Annotated in this window: 14 protein-coding genes; 4 read left to right on the top strand and 10 right to left on the bottom strand. The window is 40.2% G+C overall.

From position 1 onward, the window contains the following. Positions 1 to 57: 57 nt before the first annotated feature. Positions 58 to 375: a hypothetical protein gene (locus PVK79_RS18680; RefSeq protein WP_010553716.1), complete on the top strand. Its 318-nt coding sequence runs from the start codon at positions 58 to 60 to the stop codon at positions 373 to 375. Positions 376 to 454: 79 nt separating this feature from the next. On the opposite strand, the gene PVK79_RS18685 is transcribed toward PVK79_RS18680, so the two are convergent. Together PVK79_RS18685 and PVK79_RS18690 are read right to left on the bottom strand one after the other, a co-directional pair. Continuing rightward, positions 455 to 2860, bottom strand: a complete 2406-nt coding sequence (locus PVK79_RS18685) for a TonB-dependent receptor (RefSeq protein ID WP_257323958.1) — start codon at positions 2858 to 2860, stop codon at positions 455 to 457. Positions 2861 to 3199: 339 nt separating this feature from the next. After that, positions 3200 to 5554: a TonB-dependent receptor gene (locus PVK79_RS18690; protein ID WP_257323959.1), complete on the bottom strand. Its 2355-nt coding sequence runs from the start codon at positions 5552 to 5554 to the stop codon at positions 3200 to 3202. Positions 5555 to 6103: 549 nt separating this feature from the next. On the opposite strand from PVK79_RS18690, the gene PVK79_RS18695 reads away from it, so the two are divergent. Together PVK79_RS18695 and PVK79_RS18700 are read left to right on the top strand one after the other, a co-directional pair. Beyond that, positions 6104 to 6481, top strand: coding sequence for a hypothetical protein (locus tag PVK79_RS18695; protein ID WP_257323944.1), 378 nt, complete (start codon positions 6104 to 6106; stop codon positions 6479 to 6481). Next, on the top strand, positions 6468 to 7352 hold the full coding sequence (locus PVK79_RS18700) for an IS4 family transposase (RefSeq protein ID WP_257323960.1): 885 nt from the start codon (positions 6468 to 6470) through the stop codon (positions 7350 to 7352). Before PVK79_RS18695 ends, PVK79_RS18700 begins: the two co-directional genes overlap by 14 nt. On the opposite strand, the gene PVK79_RS18705 is transcribed toward PVK79_RS18700, so the two are convergent. The 4 genes from PVK79_RS18705 to PVK79_RS18720 all read right to left on the bottom strand — a co-directional run bounded on the left by PVK79_RS18705 (position 7318) and on the right by PVK79_RS18720 (position 9818). Next, positions 7318 to 7644: a hypothetical protein gene (locus PVK79_RS18705; protein WP_257323961.1), complete on the bottom strand. Its 327-nt coding sequence runs from the start codon at positions 7642 to 7644 to the stop codon at positions 7318 to 7320. The two genes, PVK79_RS18700 and PVK79_RS18705, sit on opposite strands and share 35 nt — an antisense overlap. Positions 7645 to 7867: 223 nt before the next feature. Continuing rightward, the gene (locus PVK79_RS18710) at positions 7868 to 8716 is read right to left on the bottom strand and encodes an ankyrin repeat domain-containing protein (protein ID WP_257323962.1); all 849 of its coding nucleotides are present in this window, start codon (positions 8714 to 8716) and stop codon (positions 7868 to 7870) included. Continuing rightward, on the bottom strand, positions 8692 to 9411 hold the full coding sequence (locus tag PVK79_RS18715; protein WP_257323963.1) for a M56 family metallopeptidase: 720 nt from the start codon (positions 9409 to 9411) through the stop codon (positions 8692 to 8694). Before PVK79_RS18715 ends, PVK79_RS18710 begins: the two co-directional genes overlap by 25 nt. A 26-nt stretch (positions 9412 to 9437) precedes the next feature. Further along, positions 9438 to 9818 carry a BlaI/MecI/CopY family transcriptional regulator gene (locus PVK79_RS18720; protein ID WP_145240786.1) on the bottom strand — a complete coding sequence of 127 codons (381 nt, stop codon included), beginning with the start codon at positions 9816 to 9818 and terminating at the stop codon, positions 9438 to 9440. Positions 9819 to 10018: 200 nt separating this feature from the next. Between PVK79_RS18720 and PVK79_RS18725 the strand changes: the two genes are divergently transcribed. Further along, on the top strand, positions 10019 to 10798 hold the full coding sequence (locus PVK79_RS18725) for a DUF2189 domain-containing protein (RefSeq protein ID WP_145240784.1): 780 nt from the start codon (positions 10019 to 10021) through the stop codon (positions 10796 to 10798). A gap of 71 nt (positions 10799 to 10869) precedes the next feature. Here the strand turns inward: PVK79_RS18725 and PVK79_RS18730 are convergent, their stop codons facing one another. The 4 genes from PVK79_RS18730 to PVK79_RS18745 form a co-directional block, all read right to left on the bottom strand. Beyond that, positions 10870 to 11406, bottom strand: a complete 537-nt coding sequence (locus PVK79_RS18730) for a cytochrome b (RefSeq protein ID WP_257323964.1) — start codon at positions 11404 to 11406, stop codon at positions 10870 to 10872. Next, entirely contained in the window at positions 11406 to 12452 is a 1047-nt protein-coding gene (locus PVK79_RS18735) for a catalase family peroxidase (protein ID WP_257323965.1), read from the bottom strand. The genes PVK79_RS18730 and PVK79_RS18735 overlap by 1 nt, the downstream gene beginning before the upstream one ends. Before the next feature lie 387 nt (positions 12453 to 12839). Further along, positions 12840 to 14858, bottom strand: a complete 2019-nt coding sequence (locus PVK79_RS18740; protein ID WP_182757962.1) for a TonB-dependent receptor plug domain-containing protein — start codon at positions 14856 to 14858, stop codon at positions 12840 to 12842. A 121-nt stretch (positions 14859 to 14979) separates the two neighbouring features. Further along, the gene (locus PVK79_RS18745) at positions 14980 to 15954 is read right to left on the bottom strand and encodes a hypothetical protein (protein WP_182735717.1); all 975 of its coding nucleotides are present in this window, start codon (positions 15952 to 15954) and stop codon (positions 14980 to 14982) included. Positions 15955 to 16106: the final 152 nt, after the last annotated feature.

Raw genomic sequence — 16106 nt, forward strand, 5'->3', positions numbered from 1 at the left:
TAATTTTAACTTTTTTAGGTACATTAAACCTTAAATTATAATAATTAAGGACAATAAATGAAGTATCTCAGTATCGGTATCGTCTTACTTTTAACTGGCTGCCAATCTACGCCTACATTATGTGAAGTAGAACCCAACGCGCTTTTGTGTGACTCAAGTACTTATAATGTAGCGACGGTAAATGCATTAACCACATTCGAGTCAAGAGCTGGCAGAAAAGCATTCGCACTAGGGAAAACCGAAAATGGTGGCGAGTTTTATGGTTTTTCAGAGGGTTACAGCTCACAATCTAAAGCAAATACAAGAGCCTTGGATGAATGCAAAAAAATACTCGCCAAATATGATACTAATGCTCAGTGCGAACTAATTCGATAGCTTTTTTTAAATAAAAAAGCCAGCTAATAAATTTATTAGCTGGCTGAAAGTTATGGCGATTTGGCCATTTTAAGAAACGTTAAAACTGATATTTTAAGCTCGCGCCCCACGTACGCGGGTTGCTCCAGTTTGCTTGTACTGAGTTAGCTGGCAAACCATCAACAATTTGTGAATGCACCACACCACGCGTTAATATGGCTTTGTTACCAATATTCTTAACGTATGCTTCAACCTGTACGCTGTCGTTTATAAACCAGGTTAAACGCGCATCAGCCATTAAATGCGCATCTACTCTTACCTCTGGAATGTTTGTATCAAACGCGTAGTAATCGTCTAAGTAGTTCATTTGAATGTACGGCACTAAGTACGAGTCGCCCCCTAAACTAAACTCATAACGCGCCGAAAGCCCCATGCTGTACTCTGGAGCCATTGCAGGTCGCCAGCCTTCAAAACTAAATTGGCTAGAATTATCATTTATATCTTGGCGGCCATCTTGGTTACCAAGTGCTAGTAACGGACGAAGTTGCTCGTTACCCACAGCGTAACCATCAGCAAATTCGCTATCCAATAACGATAACGTACCCGTAAGCGTTAAGTTATCAATTGGTATCCATTGAAGGTCGGCTTCAAGGCCTTTAGTCTCTACGTCACCGCCATTTTCGTAATACTCAAATGTTGTGGCTGTACCTGCAGACACACATTCTAAAACAGTATCACCCGTTGTTGTATCGTTACATGACGTTGCAAACAACTGTGCTTTTACGTCTTCGTACTTATTCATAAATACCGACACATTTAAGCGCATTGCCCCATCTAGCAAGTAGCTTTTCATACCTATTTCGTACGAAATAACATCTTCGTTATCATAAAGTGGGTCTGCTCCACGTGCTACCACGCGCGAATCGTTTGCACCACCCGTTCTGTAACCAGTGGCTACACTTGCATACACCATTATGTCTTTGTTTATGTCGTACTCTGCAGCCGCTTTATATAACATTGCAGAATCATCCCAATCGGGAATGACATCACCAGTAAACGCTTTATCGTCTTGGTTAACACGCAAGCCACCTACAACACGTAAGTCTTCACTAATTTGATAACGTAACTGCCCATACGCTGCGATAGATTTAGCTGTATGCGGGTCATAATCTGGATTCCCCCACGAAGGCACAACGACAGAGTCTGATACACCATCACCTGTTGTATCTGCATGCGATAACCAGCTCCAATCTGCTTCTTGATCAAAGTAGTAAAGTCCACCAATCCACGAAAAATCAGAGTCGTTATTATTTGATGCAAACTGTAACTCAGACGATAATGTTTTTTGGTCGTCCACTCGCCCAAAACCACCTACAAAATCAATACCGCCATCGCTATAGTCGTTGTCGTAGTATTGCTTGCCGTTAAGGGTTGAATAGTTAGTCGTCCACTTAATATCAGCAAAGTCGGTATACCACTCAAGTGCTACTGTGGTCGAAAAGCTTTCTTGTTTATCAAGCGAAAAGCTATTGCGATAAACATCATATGGACCAAGGTCGTCATGTTGCGTATCACTTGGCTGATAAATATGCCCAGCTGTAATTGTAGCGTTAGGATCAAATATGCCGGAGCCAGGTGACGTTTCGCTTATTTGGTAACCCGCAATTTGCTGATAGCCCCAAATAGCTTCTGAGTTTGAGTTTTTACGCGAGTAGTCAAAACGTACCGTTGCGTTAAACTTATCGTTTGGTTGCCACTTAGTGACATTACGCATATAAAACTGATTTTTTTCGCGTAAATCATCCGAAGGCCCTGGAATCACTAAGTTATTGATATAGCCATCGTGACGATCAGAGGCCACTACAAAACGGGTCGCGAGCGTATCGCTTACAGGTATATTTATAATACCCTCGTAAGCACTGCGGTTATAACTCCCTGTTTCAACTTTTATACTCCCCAGTAAATCGTCAAAAACAGGTTGATTAGTAATTATATTAATACTGCCAGCAAAGGTGTTACGTCCGTATAGAGTACCTTGTGGGCCACGCAGCACTTCTATGCGCTGCACATCCACCAATGCTCCTAAACCAGATGAGGTAGTCGGTACGTAAATACCATCTTGAAATATACCGACTATTTGCTCAGCAATACCGGTGCCTGCTACACCCACCTCATTAGTGCGTGCGCCGCGCATTGCAGGGCGAACCTCACCACCGGATGACCCCATACGTAAACCCGGTACAACCTGCTCAAGACCCGTAACATCAATAATACCTGCACGGGCTATATCAGCCTCCCCTAGTGCAGTGATTGATGATGATACTTCCTGTAGATCTTGTGAGCGACGGTTTGCAGTAACGGCTATGCGTTCAATGGCTGGTTTTTTAATTTGCTGCTGAGTTTGTGTTGATGTTGCTTCTTCGGCGCTGTGAGCATTCATTGTGGTTGCTGTAATAGCAGTTGTTACAGCAAAATGAACGAGAGTCCGTGTAAATTTAGCTTTCATTATAATTATTCTCCCGAGTTTAAAACGTGTCTACTTCTCCCCAACTCTACATTTTCAATTATTACAGTAAACAAATTGTATCAATTGAAAATGCATTGATACAAAATAGACTTCGAAGTCAAAAAGATCAACAACTTTCTGCCAAATAATTAACCTTAACTTTTAAAAAACATAAATAACAATGATTTAAAATCAAAATAATCATGATTTCGAAATCTATAAAATAAAAAGGCCAGCAATACAATATTGCTGGCCTTTTAAATAATATCCAATTTTATTAATAATTTAACTTTAGCTAAACCCTAACCGAGTATAAAGCAGTTAAAAGCGATAACTGGCTTAAAAGTTATAACCTATCCTTACACCATAAGTGCGAGGATTAGCGTAGTCAGCAGCCGCAACATTACCACCAAAGCGCACAGTTCTAAGCAAGATAAGCTCATCACCTGCATTTTGAACATATGCGCGTACAGCCCATTCATTATCGGCCGAATACCATGCAATGCTGGCATCGTATTTTTGATAGCTACCTTGCGTACCAAACGAAAACGGTAGATCGTTGGTCGTATACGAATCCGATAACTGAATACTGGTAGCAGGCACAATGCGGCCTTTATCACCTAAATCAAACTCGTAACTCGCTAAAAGGGTAATGTTATATTTGGGACTTAACTGCACTTCGTTACCGTCAAGTTGCAGTAAGTTATCTACGCCATTTATAGTCTCTCCGCCTTCTTCAAACACATTTGGCGTAACAAAGTCACCATAAGTAGAATCTGTAAACGCGGCACGTGCACCTAGGCGCAATGCATCACTCGCTTGCCAATCAATTTCAAGCTCAAGACCAGCAGCATCAATTTCGCCCGCATTACCAAAAAATGATACCGCCGTACCGCCTACATTTTGAAAACGCGTAGAAAGTAAATCTTCGTATTGGTTGTAATATAAAGAGGCGTTAAATCTTAATGAATTATCAAGCAGCATGCTTTTAAAGCCTACTTCGTAAGCCGTTACTGTTTGCTCATCGTAACTGTTTTCACCGTTAAAAGCGCCCTGTGCATTACCCGCTAAAAAGCCTGTAGATACTGTAGCGTATAGTAGCTGATCGTTTGTTAAGTCGTGTTCAATACCAACTTTCCACGTTACTTTACTCCAATCGCCATCTGCATCTTTTACCTCTGACTCTGAAAAATCGATCGTGCTTAAATTATTGGTATTTTGACCGTAGATATCCCACTCACGTTTATCATTTGTGTACCTTATACCTGCTATACCGCGTGTATCATCACTAAATGTGTAGTTACCTTGAAAGTAAGCCGCCGCTGATCGCGTTTCTAACTGAATTTGGTTTAACCATGGTGCATATTGAAGTGCTTGAGGCTGCGTTGTATCGGGTACATTATCAACCACAGCTCCGTAGCTCGCATTTAAAAAAGCGTTATCTAGGTCCTCTGAAAATAAGTAAATACCAGCCACCCATTCAAAATCACTTTCGTAGGTAGAGCTAACTTGTACTTCTAACGAGTTAGTTTTAGATTCAATTGCGTTACCATCTACTGTGGTTGCATAAGTCGAAAAATCACCATCGGTAAGGCGTGTTTCTTCGTAATCCATTGAGGCTGCAATTACTTTTAAATCAACCGACTCAAGAGACCAGTTTAACTCGGCGCTAATACTTACATCGCTCACATTGCGTGATGGCTTATAATCAAACTGCTGAGTAAATGGGTCTGACGATACACCTTGGGCAGTATCAAGCCCAGGCGTTGCTGCATTATCTAGGCCTGCACCAAAACGACCACAATTACTGCCACACACATCATCTCGACCAATGCGCTGAGTTAGTGGTGCCGATAAGCTTGTTTTACCTGTCGCAGGGTTTATAGGCACACCTAAAATATGGTAACCAAAAGCACCGCCGCCATTTGACTCGTCCTGCCACGTTTCTACTTTTACATTTAAATTTACATCGTCGTTAAATTCAGTAAATACTTGGCCACGTAAAAAATACATATCAGCATCTTTTAAGCCTGCTGATTCATTAAATGAATTCTCTACGTATGGGTCGCGTATTTCTCGCACCCCAGTAAAGCGTACTGCGGTATCATCGGTTAAAGCGGCATTAAAAAAGCCTTCCCCCCTTAAATGACCATAATTACCAAATGTTGTAGCCATACCACCTTCGGTAATATCAAGCTCTGGTTTTTTAGCTATTACATCAATTGCTCCACCAAATGAGTTACGACCAAACAACGTACCTTGCGGCCCACGCAGAACCTCTACCCGCTCTAAATCTACAAAACCAGCAAGTGCTTGCCCATGGCGAGGGCGATAAACGCCATTAGAATAAAACGCAATAGCAACATCGTTTGCCTCTACTTGTTCTGTTCTGGCACCGCGCATGGCGGGGCGAGCATCGCTACCCGACACACCCGACTTTAAACCTGGCGCTAGGCTATCAAGGCTTAAAATATCAGTTATGCCATTTTCTAATAAATCTTTAGCCGACACCGCAGTAACTGCTAAAGGCACCGACTGAATACTTTTCACCCGCTTAGTAGAGGTAACAGAAATAACCTCCAACTCTTTATTAGGGTTTAACTTTGCTTCTTGTGAAAATACAGATGCTGAGCCTAATAACGCCGTATTTACAGCAGCAAAAATAAGTGTTTTACATAAAACATTCGTCGCCATGAGATAAATTCTCCACCTGTTGAAATGAATTTTATTAAGTATTTGTGGGCGCTATTCCCCACCACCGAATTTTTATTATTTATAATTATTAAAAATGCGATATTTAAATGACTATTTTTTCGACTTATAAAAACTACCGCCTTTTGCATTCGAATGCAATGAAAGTTATTACACTATTTACATCTAAATAACACTCAATGTAAAAACAAAAACCAACAGCAACTTAAACAACTATTAATCATAGGGTTATAAATTTAAATTTAAATTTGAAAACTGGTTTGACCTATCCAGGTGAGGTGGTCAAAGAAAGGAAGTATTACAAATACGTATAAAACCAAACATTTAGACTTCGAAGTCCATCTGTTGCATGAGAAGTTATTCAGGCAACTACACTAAACCAAATTACGATTAAGTTTAAGGTGATGCGTTATAAACTTAAACCCAAGTTAATTGACGCTCATAGGTTGGATCTTAAGAAAACTTGAAGTTGAACTCTGTTAATGATCAAATAGTTACGCCAATAAAAAAATGACTAAAAACAGAGTTCACATGCAGATTAACCAAGTTTCAAATCAATTAAAAGCCCTCATCTCAGAAAAGCACCTAATCGCGCTTGCAAAAACCTCTGGGTTTCAAGTCCGTCATCGATGTTTGTCGATTGTTTCTTTACTCAAAGCTGTATTCAAAAGCTTATCTTGCTTGCAAGACGCTAACTTGTCAGATATCCATCAAAACCTTACAACGCAGACTGATTGCACAATCAGTTATAAACCTTTTCATAATCAAATCCGAAAACCAGCCTTGACGGAGCTAGTCCGTGAGCTCGTTATTCAAGCAATGTCTAAATTGACTGTAAACACGCTGGATAAAACCTTTTTTACCCAACGAGGAATACAGCGTGTGCTATTGCAAGATGGCTCTACATGATGAATTAGCGCCGGTTTTTGCAGGTCGCTTTACTGCTGTAAGCCCTGCCGCAATCGAGTTGCATGTTACCTATGACCTATTTAACGAACAGCCTTGCGAAATAGATATCCGTCCTGATGTTGAAACTGAGCGAGCCTTTTTACCGGGTAGTCACACACTTGAAGATACGTTATTACTTGCTGATGCAGGGTATTTTGACTTAGATTACTTTGAGCAAGTATCCCAAGATGGCGGCTACTTTTTGGTTAGAGCGAATAAAAACATCAACCCAACCGTCACATCTGCTTATTGCGCGGGCGTAGAGCTTAAAGAAAAGCATATTAAACTCAAAACCTTGCTCAAAAAGCGTGCTAGTCAGCCACTTGAGTTAACAGTACGCTGGAAGAAAAATGGACCCGAGTACAGGCTTATTTATCTACCCGATGAAAAGCGCCCTGTTTTCCTTGTTACCAATTTAAAAGAAACACAGTTTAACTTTGATGAGTTACTCGATATATACGCGACTCGTTGGCAAATTGAGTTACTTTTCAAAGAGCTAAAGTCATGGAATAACCTTAAAGGGTTTATCACACGAGATCCACACATTGCCGAATCACTGGTTTGGCTGAGCATACTGCAAACACTTATCAAGCGTTTTATCTGCCATAGTGCAGCGACGATGTTTAAGTGTGCGCTCTCGACATTTAGAGCGAGCAAGTGCAGTTATCTTTGGTTGGATGATATTTTGGATTGCATAGAGCAAACACGGTGCAGCCACAAGATAAACCGTGTACTTGAGCTACTAGCGGTAAATTGTAAGCGTCAATCCATTGAAAAAAATAATGATATGTGCCGTTTTAAAATAGGGAGTCACACGATCTGTGTTCCTTAAGAACTAAGCTATGAAACACCGCTAATAACCCTAAATTAAGCACCACAGATAACGTAACCCATTGCTTTTTACGTTGCTGCGTTGATGCTTTATATATAGCTTGAGCAATAAAGTAATCGGCTACCCCACTGCCCACCAGCAAGGGAATAAAACTATAATTCCACGCGCCATAAAAAACTAAGCTGCCGACTAAAATCAAATACACTTTGGGTTTTTGTTTTAAAAAAACAAAACCGTAAAACAAAATAAAAATGGCAAAAAACCAAAAGAATATGGGGGTATTAAATATCATGTTGCCCCCTTATATTTTGTTCAATAATTGTTCTTTGGTAACGAGTAAACATACTGTTTTCCTTTATTCAGAGCGAGTTTGGTTGACCCACTAAAAGTAGGGGGAAACCCAATCAATAATTAATTGAAGTAATTTAAATAAATTTGACGCAGGCTGACTTGCATTCGCTCATCAGCCAAGTTAGATCAACGCATTCAGGGGGGCGAGTGAAGTAATATGTGATTCATTGGCGTGCTCCATTAGCTATTAGTAACGCTTTAATTGACTCTGTGCGAGCACGATTAAGGGGGGTACGTCGCTGGTAACCATCAGATGCTCCTGTAGTAACCGCTAAGTTTACATCAGCGCCCCGTGATATTAATAATTGGCTCATATCGTAAAAACCAAAATATGCAGCATTTATAAGGGCCGTTTCATCACGCGGTACAATTGCATTTATATCAGCGCCGTTATCAAGTAAAAGCGTAGCCAATTCAATGTTATTATTCATCGCAGCAACTATCAGCGGGTTACCATCACCACTTGATGACTGATTTACATCCGCGCCTAAGTCAATTAATGCCTGAGTCATTATTTTGTTATTTTTTTTCACGGCAATCATTAACGCAGTGCCATCACCAATCACTGGTACATTAATATCAACCCCATCATTTCGCAGCACACGTATCGCATCAATATCATTACGCGTGACCGCATTAATTAATAAAGTGCTCTCGAATTGTGGTAACAGTGAATAATGTCGGGCATCTGCTACGGTATGTTTAATACTAATTTTGGGTGAAAATGCCTGCGTTGCTTGAATCGTTGTAGCAGCGAGCACTGCACACACCAAAGCAATTACAGCGATACTTGGCTTTTTAAATTGCTTATTTTCTAACACTGCACCAATGCGATAATTTAGCTCTTTTTTCTTACTAAAAAGCCCCATTGCCAGAACACTCCTTTGCTGCATTACCATTAATTTTGCACAATCAATCAGTGATTGCGCATATTGTTGAGTATTTTTAATTTCATTTACTGCACGTAAGTCACAGGCTATTTCGCGTTCTACATGAATTTGCTTGTTAAGCATGGTATCACCGGGCTCCACCAAAATAGAATCGCGATGACTTCTTGAAATAAACCAAACCAGTTATCTTTGCGTTTAATATGCGCGTTTTCATGAAGCACTATCGCCAGTAATTGCTCATGCTTGAGTTGCTCGGTAAGGCTTTTTGGAAGAATAATTTTAGGTTGTTTAAACCCTACAACTAAAGGAGAGGATACTTTAGTTGAAGTATAAACCTGTGTATCAATATGGGCAGATAAATGTGGCGCTTTTTCAATTGTTGAGCTTATCAAATAGCGTGTTTGAATATATGATGACAATACTGTAAATACTCGCCAAACGCTGCCTGCAAGCCAGATTAATACGGCTATACTTAGCAAAAATGAAAAATTAAATACGATTTCACTAGGCAAGTGCCAGCTGTTATTCGGCTCATTAATAATACCCGTACTAGCTGTGTTCAACACATTAGGATCTTGTTGAGAAGCAATGGTTTGCGCTGTTGTATTGATCTCTGTATTTTCGTTTTCATTCCCGGTTGTGATCAAGGTAAAAGGGATGACTGTTGCGGTAATTAACGTCGTCATCCACAACCAGCTTTTCAACTCAGCCCCCGATGGAACACATTTATTAATCAACGTAAGTCCCAATAAAAGTATAAAACCAATAACAAGGTGATGAAATGCTAACGTTGTTAATAAGGTATATTCAATCATCATTGTCCTGACGTCCTTTTCTAGGTTTGTTAATCTTTACTTTGGTCAACTTTACGCTGTAATGCTTCTAAATCATCAAGATCAATGTCAGTCTCTTGCATTAAATGCTGTGCCAATACCTTAGGTGAGCCACCAAAAAACTTATTCAGCATCGAAGTTAATGCACTTTGCCGCGCTTCTTTTTGAGTAATCTTTGGTGTGTAAATAAACGCTTTTCCTTCTTTTCTAAAGTCGGCGTAGCCTTTTTCAGCAAGGATCTTACATAACGTTTGTACTGTGGTATAAGCGGTTTTTTTTTCCTTTGATAGTTCATCTGTTATATCGCGCACAGACGCCTCACCACTTTCCCAAAGCACTTCCATAATACTTTGCTCACCATCGGTAAGCTGATTTGATTTATTTCTAGCCATCGTATTTAACCTTTTTAAAGTTCTACTAATTAATTAGTTTTAAATACTATAGCGTGCCCAACTCAATCTATCAACTAATTAATTAGTTTTTAATAATTTAGTAATTAGTACTCGTAATCCAGGCTAAAAAGTTCTTTAAAATTTGTAAATAATGGCTACATGTTCTAAACCTTAAGAGTAGCCTTTAGAGGAAGCTCCTTATGCCGTCAACAAACACAATAGATAAACACTCCGAATTTGCGCGCTGTTTAGAGTGCAATAAGGTCAGCACTTTTGCAGCATTTCATTGGCTGGCACTGGCCTTTAAAGATATGGCCAGAGCCCCTATTTTAAGCTTGATTTATGGGATTGTTTTCACTCTGATCCCGCTGGCAATTGTCTATTTCGCGGTGTTCACTGACAGCTACTTAGTTGTTTTACCAGCCAGTGTCGCATTTGCTCTGATCGGCCCGGTATTTGCGGTCGGTCTCTATGATGTTGCTTGGGAGCTAGAAAAAGGCCACACACCGACACTTAGCCATTCTCTAAAATCAATGTTCAGAAATCCGGTCGGTGAATGGGGATTTGCAATTTTACTGATGGTAATAATGATTATATGGATGCGTCTGGCAGCGATAGTTCATGCACTTTACCCCAGTCATGCTAATCCTACATTTGAAGAACTCTCCGCTTTTTTAACTTTAGGTACCATTATCGGCGGAATTTTGCTGGTTACTGTATTTGCTATTTCAGCATTTACTCCACAAATTATGATGGAAAGACGGGTCGATATAATGACCGCGGTTATGTCATCAATGAATGCCGTTAAAACCAACTTTTCAGCGATGATTGTTTGGTCTGCATGTATTTTTATACTCGTAGCCCTTGGTTTTGTCACTGGTGCTACTGGTTTTATAGTTATTATGCCACTACTTAGCTATGCCAGCTGGCACGGCTATATTGCCGTAATTAAAACCAAAAAAGCCCGCAGCTATGAATAAACTAAAATGCATAAAGGCCAGTAAAACTGGCCTTTTTCTTGGAATGAATACCTAAGTGAGCTTTATTACAGCTACTTTTTGCCTGTCAGCATTGCGCTCATAACGCCATCACGTTTGATTAAACCATGATAAAGCGCGGCACTGATGTGCATAAAAATCATTGCTAAAAACAACCAAGCTACAATGCCATGCATTTCTCGGAAAAATGCAAAGTATTTAATATCAGCGTCAAACAAATTAGGTAACTGAAATAACCCAAAAAACTGCACCACACGCCCGTCCGCATTTTGCATTAACCAGCCAGATAGCGGCATCAGTATCATCGCGCAATAAAGCCCAAAGTGAGTGATATGAGCTGCAAACCGCTGCAACCTAGGTAACTCAGTGGGTAAAGTAGGCGTGCAGCTGTACACTTTATTTATTAATCTCAGCACAACTAAAATGAGCGCTAAAATACCGGTAGATTTATGTAAGGTGACAGCCTCAACCTGCCAAACGGCCAAGCTTTGTACCATTGATAACCCTAAAAATAGCATCGATATTAACATCAGCGCCATCACCCAATGTAATAACCGACTGCCTGCTGAGTAGCCCTTATTTGCTGACATTATTCACCTCCGTTTGTTGCGCTAACTTTAGCACCTAACAATGTTTCTTTTGCACGACGACGATATGACTGCGCATACGCGGCGCCACGCGCACGTAAAATCGGATCGGCTGTCGCACTCATGCCCTGCGGTAACACCAACGGATCAAAGTTTGCGTCGCCACAGGCTGCGTTTTCTTGGTTGTGCCAAGAAACGATTGATAATGTGCCAGCATTTATCGTCTGTCTATCTGAGGGCCACGGTATGGTTGGATTATTCTCATCATCATTAGACGCCGCTAAGGTAAAAATTAAATCAAATTTAACAGCGTTTTGATCTAAACGTGATGCCAACTCTTGTTGAAGTGCGTTGGCCGATGACGTATCGAGCATCGCAGCATTATTTGTCGCTTTGTGCGGACGCGCAACCCAACGCACAGCTTGTTTATCACCTAGCTCATTATGTAAATAAAACGCATTGATACTGTGATAACGTTCAGCGGCAAAACTATTGGCAGGCACATAGTCAGCTTTCCAATCATTAAATGCTTTACTTTCTGGATGTGCTTTAAAGAACGCTGTTATTTTTTCTGGGTCTCGTTGTTTTGTTATAGGATCCGGTGATAATGCCTGCAATTGCTGAAAAAATGCCTCAGGTGTAGCAACTGCCATTACAGGAGGCGTATTCATAGCAACACGCCATTCATCGACTGTGCCACTGTTTACTGCAAATGCTAGACTGCGCACCGGTGCTTTTAAATCTGGCGCGGTTGGATTATTACCTGCAATTGAGAAACGCCCATAAAATGGCGTACTGCCCTTTTTAAACACCTCTGCGACCGAGTAAGAAGATAGTGCCCCTGTTGATTCAAAATTACCCGTTATACATATACCCTTAGCATGCGCACGACGAAAACCGGCATGTAGTGTGTCACCTTGCTGCAAATCAACAAATTTTTGTGCTGTTACTGCATCACGATTAAATGCGCCTGCAAAATAAAGTGTCGCCATTGCAAAAACAGCCATCGACCCTAGTAATAAGCTACCTCGATAAAGTATCGCTGGCATACCCAACCTACTGCGTTTAACTTTAGTCATCCTACTCACGACCTCTTGAAATGATTATTGATTATTAGTGCCCACATGCAAAGACCGACGAAAGAGGAAAACTATTTCAACAAATTAAAAAACTTCGCTCTAAAGTTAACTATTACCTCTGTTAGGATTTATTTTTAGACCTAAAGCTGTGCATATTTAGATAAAAATCAGGAGAGATATTGCAATATTCTATATTGGATGAAGTCAATATTTATATCTATGCGCAGGACAAGTGTTGCCCAGGACCATACAAGCAAGTTAGCCTTCAACATGGCTATCAGCAAACATTGAATTTAAAAAGCACCTTGATAACCCGCTTTGCATTAACTGTTTTAAATAACCTAGCAGGTCATCCTATTAAAATGACAATGCCACACTCATTTCATAACTTTGTGGCTCTTTCCTTACGTCATAGTAGCTATCTGGCGCATAGGTAGGGTTATAATGCTGTTTATCAAACATATTTTTTACACCAATAGTCCATTGCCACGCACTTTGCTTACTAGGGCGATAACTCAAGTGAGCATCCAAAGTCCAGTAGCTACCTTTATTATCTCGTTGTGCAATTTCTGGCACTTTTACACTGGTATGATAGCTTAGGCTTTGGTTACGCCGACTAAGGTAATTAATTCCCGCATAAAATGAAAATTGCTCATCCTCCATAAACAGCAGCCAATTTAATGTATCTTTTGCCAATGACGCTTGCTCTGAATTAACTCGGGTATAATTAAATGAAGTACTAATGCGGTTAAAGTGAGACCAATCTGCATAATATTGATTATTCCACTCAACTTCATATCCAGGAACGTGTAATTGCTCACTGCTATTTTCGTAAGGCTTACCATTTACAGACTGAATAAACTCACTCAAATAACTGCTAAACCCGCGCAGAGTAATATTATTATTAGCTGAAAAATGATAAACCCACTCACCTTCAAATGTCTCTATTTGTTCAGGATTTAGATTTGGATTTCCTGATATATTATTGTCACTGCGCACTTCATATTGCTGTAAAAAAGTAGGCGCTCGAAAAGCCGTTCCCCATATCAATTTACCAGACCACTGTTCATTACCTTGATAAGTCACAGCAATCCGCGGAGAAGTTTCTGAGCTGAACTCAGGGTAGTCATCAACCCGCACACCAACCGTCAATCCTAAGCGTTGCTCAAAAAATAGTGATTCTTGTTGAAAGTAAATAGCCCGATTATGGCTTGATGGTGTTAAGTCACCATCTCGAATCACCCTTGATTCATACTCATTAACTTCTACCGCGTTTTGTTTTTTTATCGTCTCATGATATTCACCAACTTGACGTTGTTGAAAGGTCAGCCCCACAATAGCATGGTGATTTGGATTAAACGCGTAACTCCACTGACTGCGCACACCATTTGATGTGGAATCCAAGTCTGAGTCAGAATAAAAATCAATATTGCCCTGCAGATCGGTAATCGTACGTTCAAAGTAGCGCTTCACCTTGTAGGTATACAATTGATTTTCTATCGATAATTTATCAAAGCTAAGTTTATTTTGGATGTGCGCACTGAGTGTTTGATAGCGTTGAGATTTATATTGATTTGACGAATAATGAGGATACTCTGTCGTGTAATCATCATAATTTATACCAAATTGCCACTGCTCATTGCGTAAAGACACTCCCAGACTTTTAGCATCAACATTATTATCATGCGTTGATGCAAAACCGTTGCGGTCATATTGTTGAGGATAGCCTTTGCTATCTAAGAGTCGCCCTGACAAAACAAATGTTCCGCCCGCAAACTCTTTCCCCGTATTGATAGTAGCTGATTTACGATCGTAACTGGCAACCCCTGCTGAGATGAGAGTTCGTTCAGGCGCTTTTGCTTTCGTAAAAATAGAAATCAAACCTGAATATGCATCACCACCATATAACGCAGATCCTGGTCCGCGGATAACTTCTATTCGCTCAATATTATTTATTTGTATCTGTTCATCAGGAGACCAGCCTCCAATTAAACCTTCCCGCTGAGGTACGCCATCAATAGTTAACATTACTTTGCTGTTTCGACCTGATGGAATGCCTCGGATCCACACCATGTCTCGGCCATTTCGCCGCGATAGTATTTGTACGCCAGGCAACATTTTCAATATATCTGATAGCGTTCGCGCGCCCATACTTGCAATTTGAGTGGCGTTAACTGAGCTAATAATATTCGGCGCTTGGCTTATCTTTTTTACGGTTTGTGAAGGGCTCACAACTTCAATGTTAAGTAAGCTCTCAAGCGGGATCTCAAATAGGTTAGTATCTTGCTCATTACTATATGAAAAACTTGGCAAAGCTGCCAAGCACATAACTAATGAATTAAGCGGCAAATAACGAGTCAAACGTTTAGGCTTCATATCATACTTAATAAAACTAATAACCATAAAAAGGCTAGCTTAATTACCACTATATTGCCACAAGACAACACCAAGTTTTTACTCTAGCTGATTAATTTTTTTGAAATTAATAGCAAAACAACTATAAAAATAAATGCGCAGGAAGGTACACTTCTTGGCGCAGCAACTCTCGTCCTTGTTTAAGTGCATTGTTATACGAAGGTTTATTATCAGCATGAATGTAACCAAAGAAAAATTCAAAACCTTGCATATGCTGTTGATAATATAAACGCTGCATTGGGGATGCAAAGCCCTGTCCTCTAAATTGCCCAGTAATAAAAATATCACTGATTAGTAAACCGTTAAACCCTAGCTCATCGCTCGACTCAGCCATTATCATACCCAGTGGCTTGCCTCTATAAAACGCCGCGCTGCACAATCCGGCTGCAATAGCTTCGCTGATATCGTCTTTTTCGCTAATTGGTACTATTGTTGCCATTTCAGGATGCTGCATTAAAAACTGAGTATAGTCACGCTCATACCAAGGCCAATCTTTATCAAGTTCAAACGGCTGCAATGCAATATCTGCACAGAGTAATTCATCAACAGTCAGTTTAGGATCTTGTGCTGCTAACAATGAATCAACAGCGCGGCTACCGGCCAAACTTAGCAGTTGTTTGGCTGGTATTGATCCTGGTGCTGGCCATACACAAATATATCTAGGCGTACACCAGCAAAATACCTTACTAATATAGCGGACCAGCTGTGCAAGTAATGGTTCTGATAACGGATGCTCACTAAACACTTCAAACATAGTCTCGTCATCATCATTACGACAAACACTGACTATAAATAAGCTACCATCATCAGCTTCTACAACTTGCGCGTATAGATCATCATCTGGCACGCTGTCACTAATTGCCCGCCTTTGACGAAGCTCGGCAAAATGCTCTGCATTACAATCTTCATTCAGCGCAAGTAAGTCTTCACACTCTTTAGCGATTGCTTTTTCAGTATCTAAACCTATAATTTTATTTAAATTATAAGTTTTTAAAACTCCCTGACCTAAGCGACGTAAACATTTTTCATCAATTTTATATAATGGATAATGACGCATAACTTCCCTTTAATGACTGTTTTTAGTTAATATGGGGACAATAAAGACGTAAATCAACTAAATGATAATTAAGTGATTAATGAGCTCTTTGTAATACGCAATAACGGTTGGTCTATGCATCTAGCAGCAACATATAAAATGCCTGAAAGATT

This window comes from Pseudoalteromonas rhizosphaerae, assembly GCF_028885455.1.
GTDB lineage: Bacteria > Pseudomonadota > Gammaproteobacteria > Enterobacterales > Alteromonadaceae > Pseudoalteromonas > Pseudoalteromonas rhizosphaerae.

Excerpts from the sequence above, each read along its gene's own strand:
- PVK79_RS18680 (WP_010553716.1), top strand. The coding sequence starts at position 58 with ATGAAGTATCTCAGTATCGGTATCGTCTTACTTTTAACTGGCTGCCAA.
- PVK79_RS18685 (WP_257323958.1), bottom strand. The coding sequence starts at position 2,860 with ATGAAAGCTAAATTTACACGGACTCTCGTTCATTTTGCTGTAACAACT.
- PVK79_RS18690 (WP_257323959.1), bottom strand. The coding sequence starts at position 5,554 with ATGGCGACGAATGTTTTATGTAAAACACTTATTTTTGCTGCTGTAAAT.
- PVK79_RS18695 (WP_257323944.1), top strand. The coding sequence starts at position 6,104 with ATGCAGATTAACCAAGTTTCAAATCAATTAAAAGCCCTCATCTCAGAA.
- PVK79_RS18700 (WP_257323960.1), top strand. The coding sequence starts at position 6,468 with ATGGCTCTACATGATGAATTAGCGCCGGTTTTTGCAGGTCGCTTTACT.
- PVK79_RS18705 (WP_257323961.1), bottom strand. The coding sequence starts at position 7,644 with ATGATATTTAATACCCCCATATTCTTTTGGTTTTTTGCCATTTTTATT.
- PVK79_RS18710 (WP_257323962.1), bottom strand. The coding sequence starts at position 8,716 with ATGCTTAACAAGCAAATTCATGTAGAACGCGAAATAGCCTGTGACTTA.
- PVK79_RS18715 (WP_257323963.1), bottom strand. The coding sequence starts at position 9,411 with ATGATGATTGAATATACCTTATTAACAACGTTAGCATTTCATCACCTT.
- PVK79_RS18720 (WP_145240786.1), bottom strand. The coding sequence starts at position 9,818 with ATGGCTAGAAATAAATCAAATCAGCTTACCGATGGTGAGCAAAGTATT.
- PVK79_RS18725 (WP_145240784.1), top strand. The coding sequence starts at position 10,019 with ATGCCGTCAACAAACACAATAGATAAACACTCCGAATTTGCGCGCTGT.
- PVK79_RS18730 (WP_257323964.1), bottom strand. The coding sequence starts at position 11,406 with ATGTCAGCAAATAAGGGCTACTCAGCAGGCAGTCGGTTATTACATTGG.
- PVK79_RS18735 (WP_257323965.1), bottom strand. The coding sequence starts at position 12,452 with ATGCCAGCGATACTTTATCGAGGTAGCTTATTACTAGGGTCGATGGCT.
- PVK79_RS18740 (WP_182757962.1), bottom strand. The coding sequence starts at position 14,858 with ATGAAGCCTAAACGTTTGACTCGTTATTTGCCGCTTAATTCATTAGTT.
- PVK79_RS18745 (WP_182735717.1), bottom strand. The coding sequence starts at position 15,954 with ATGCGTCATTATCCATTATATAAAATTGATGAAAAATGTTTACGTCGC.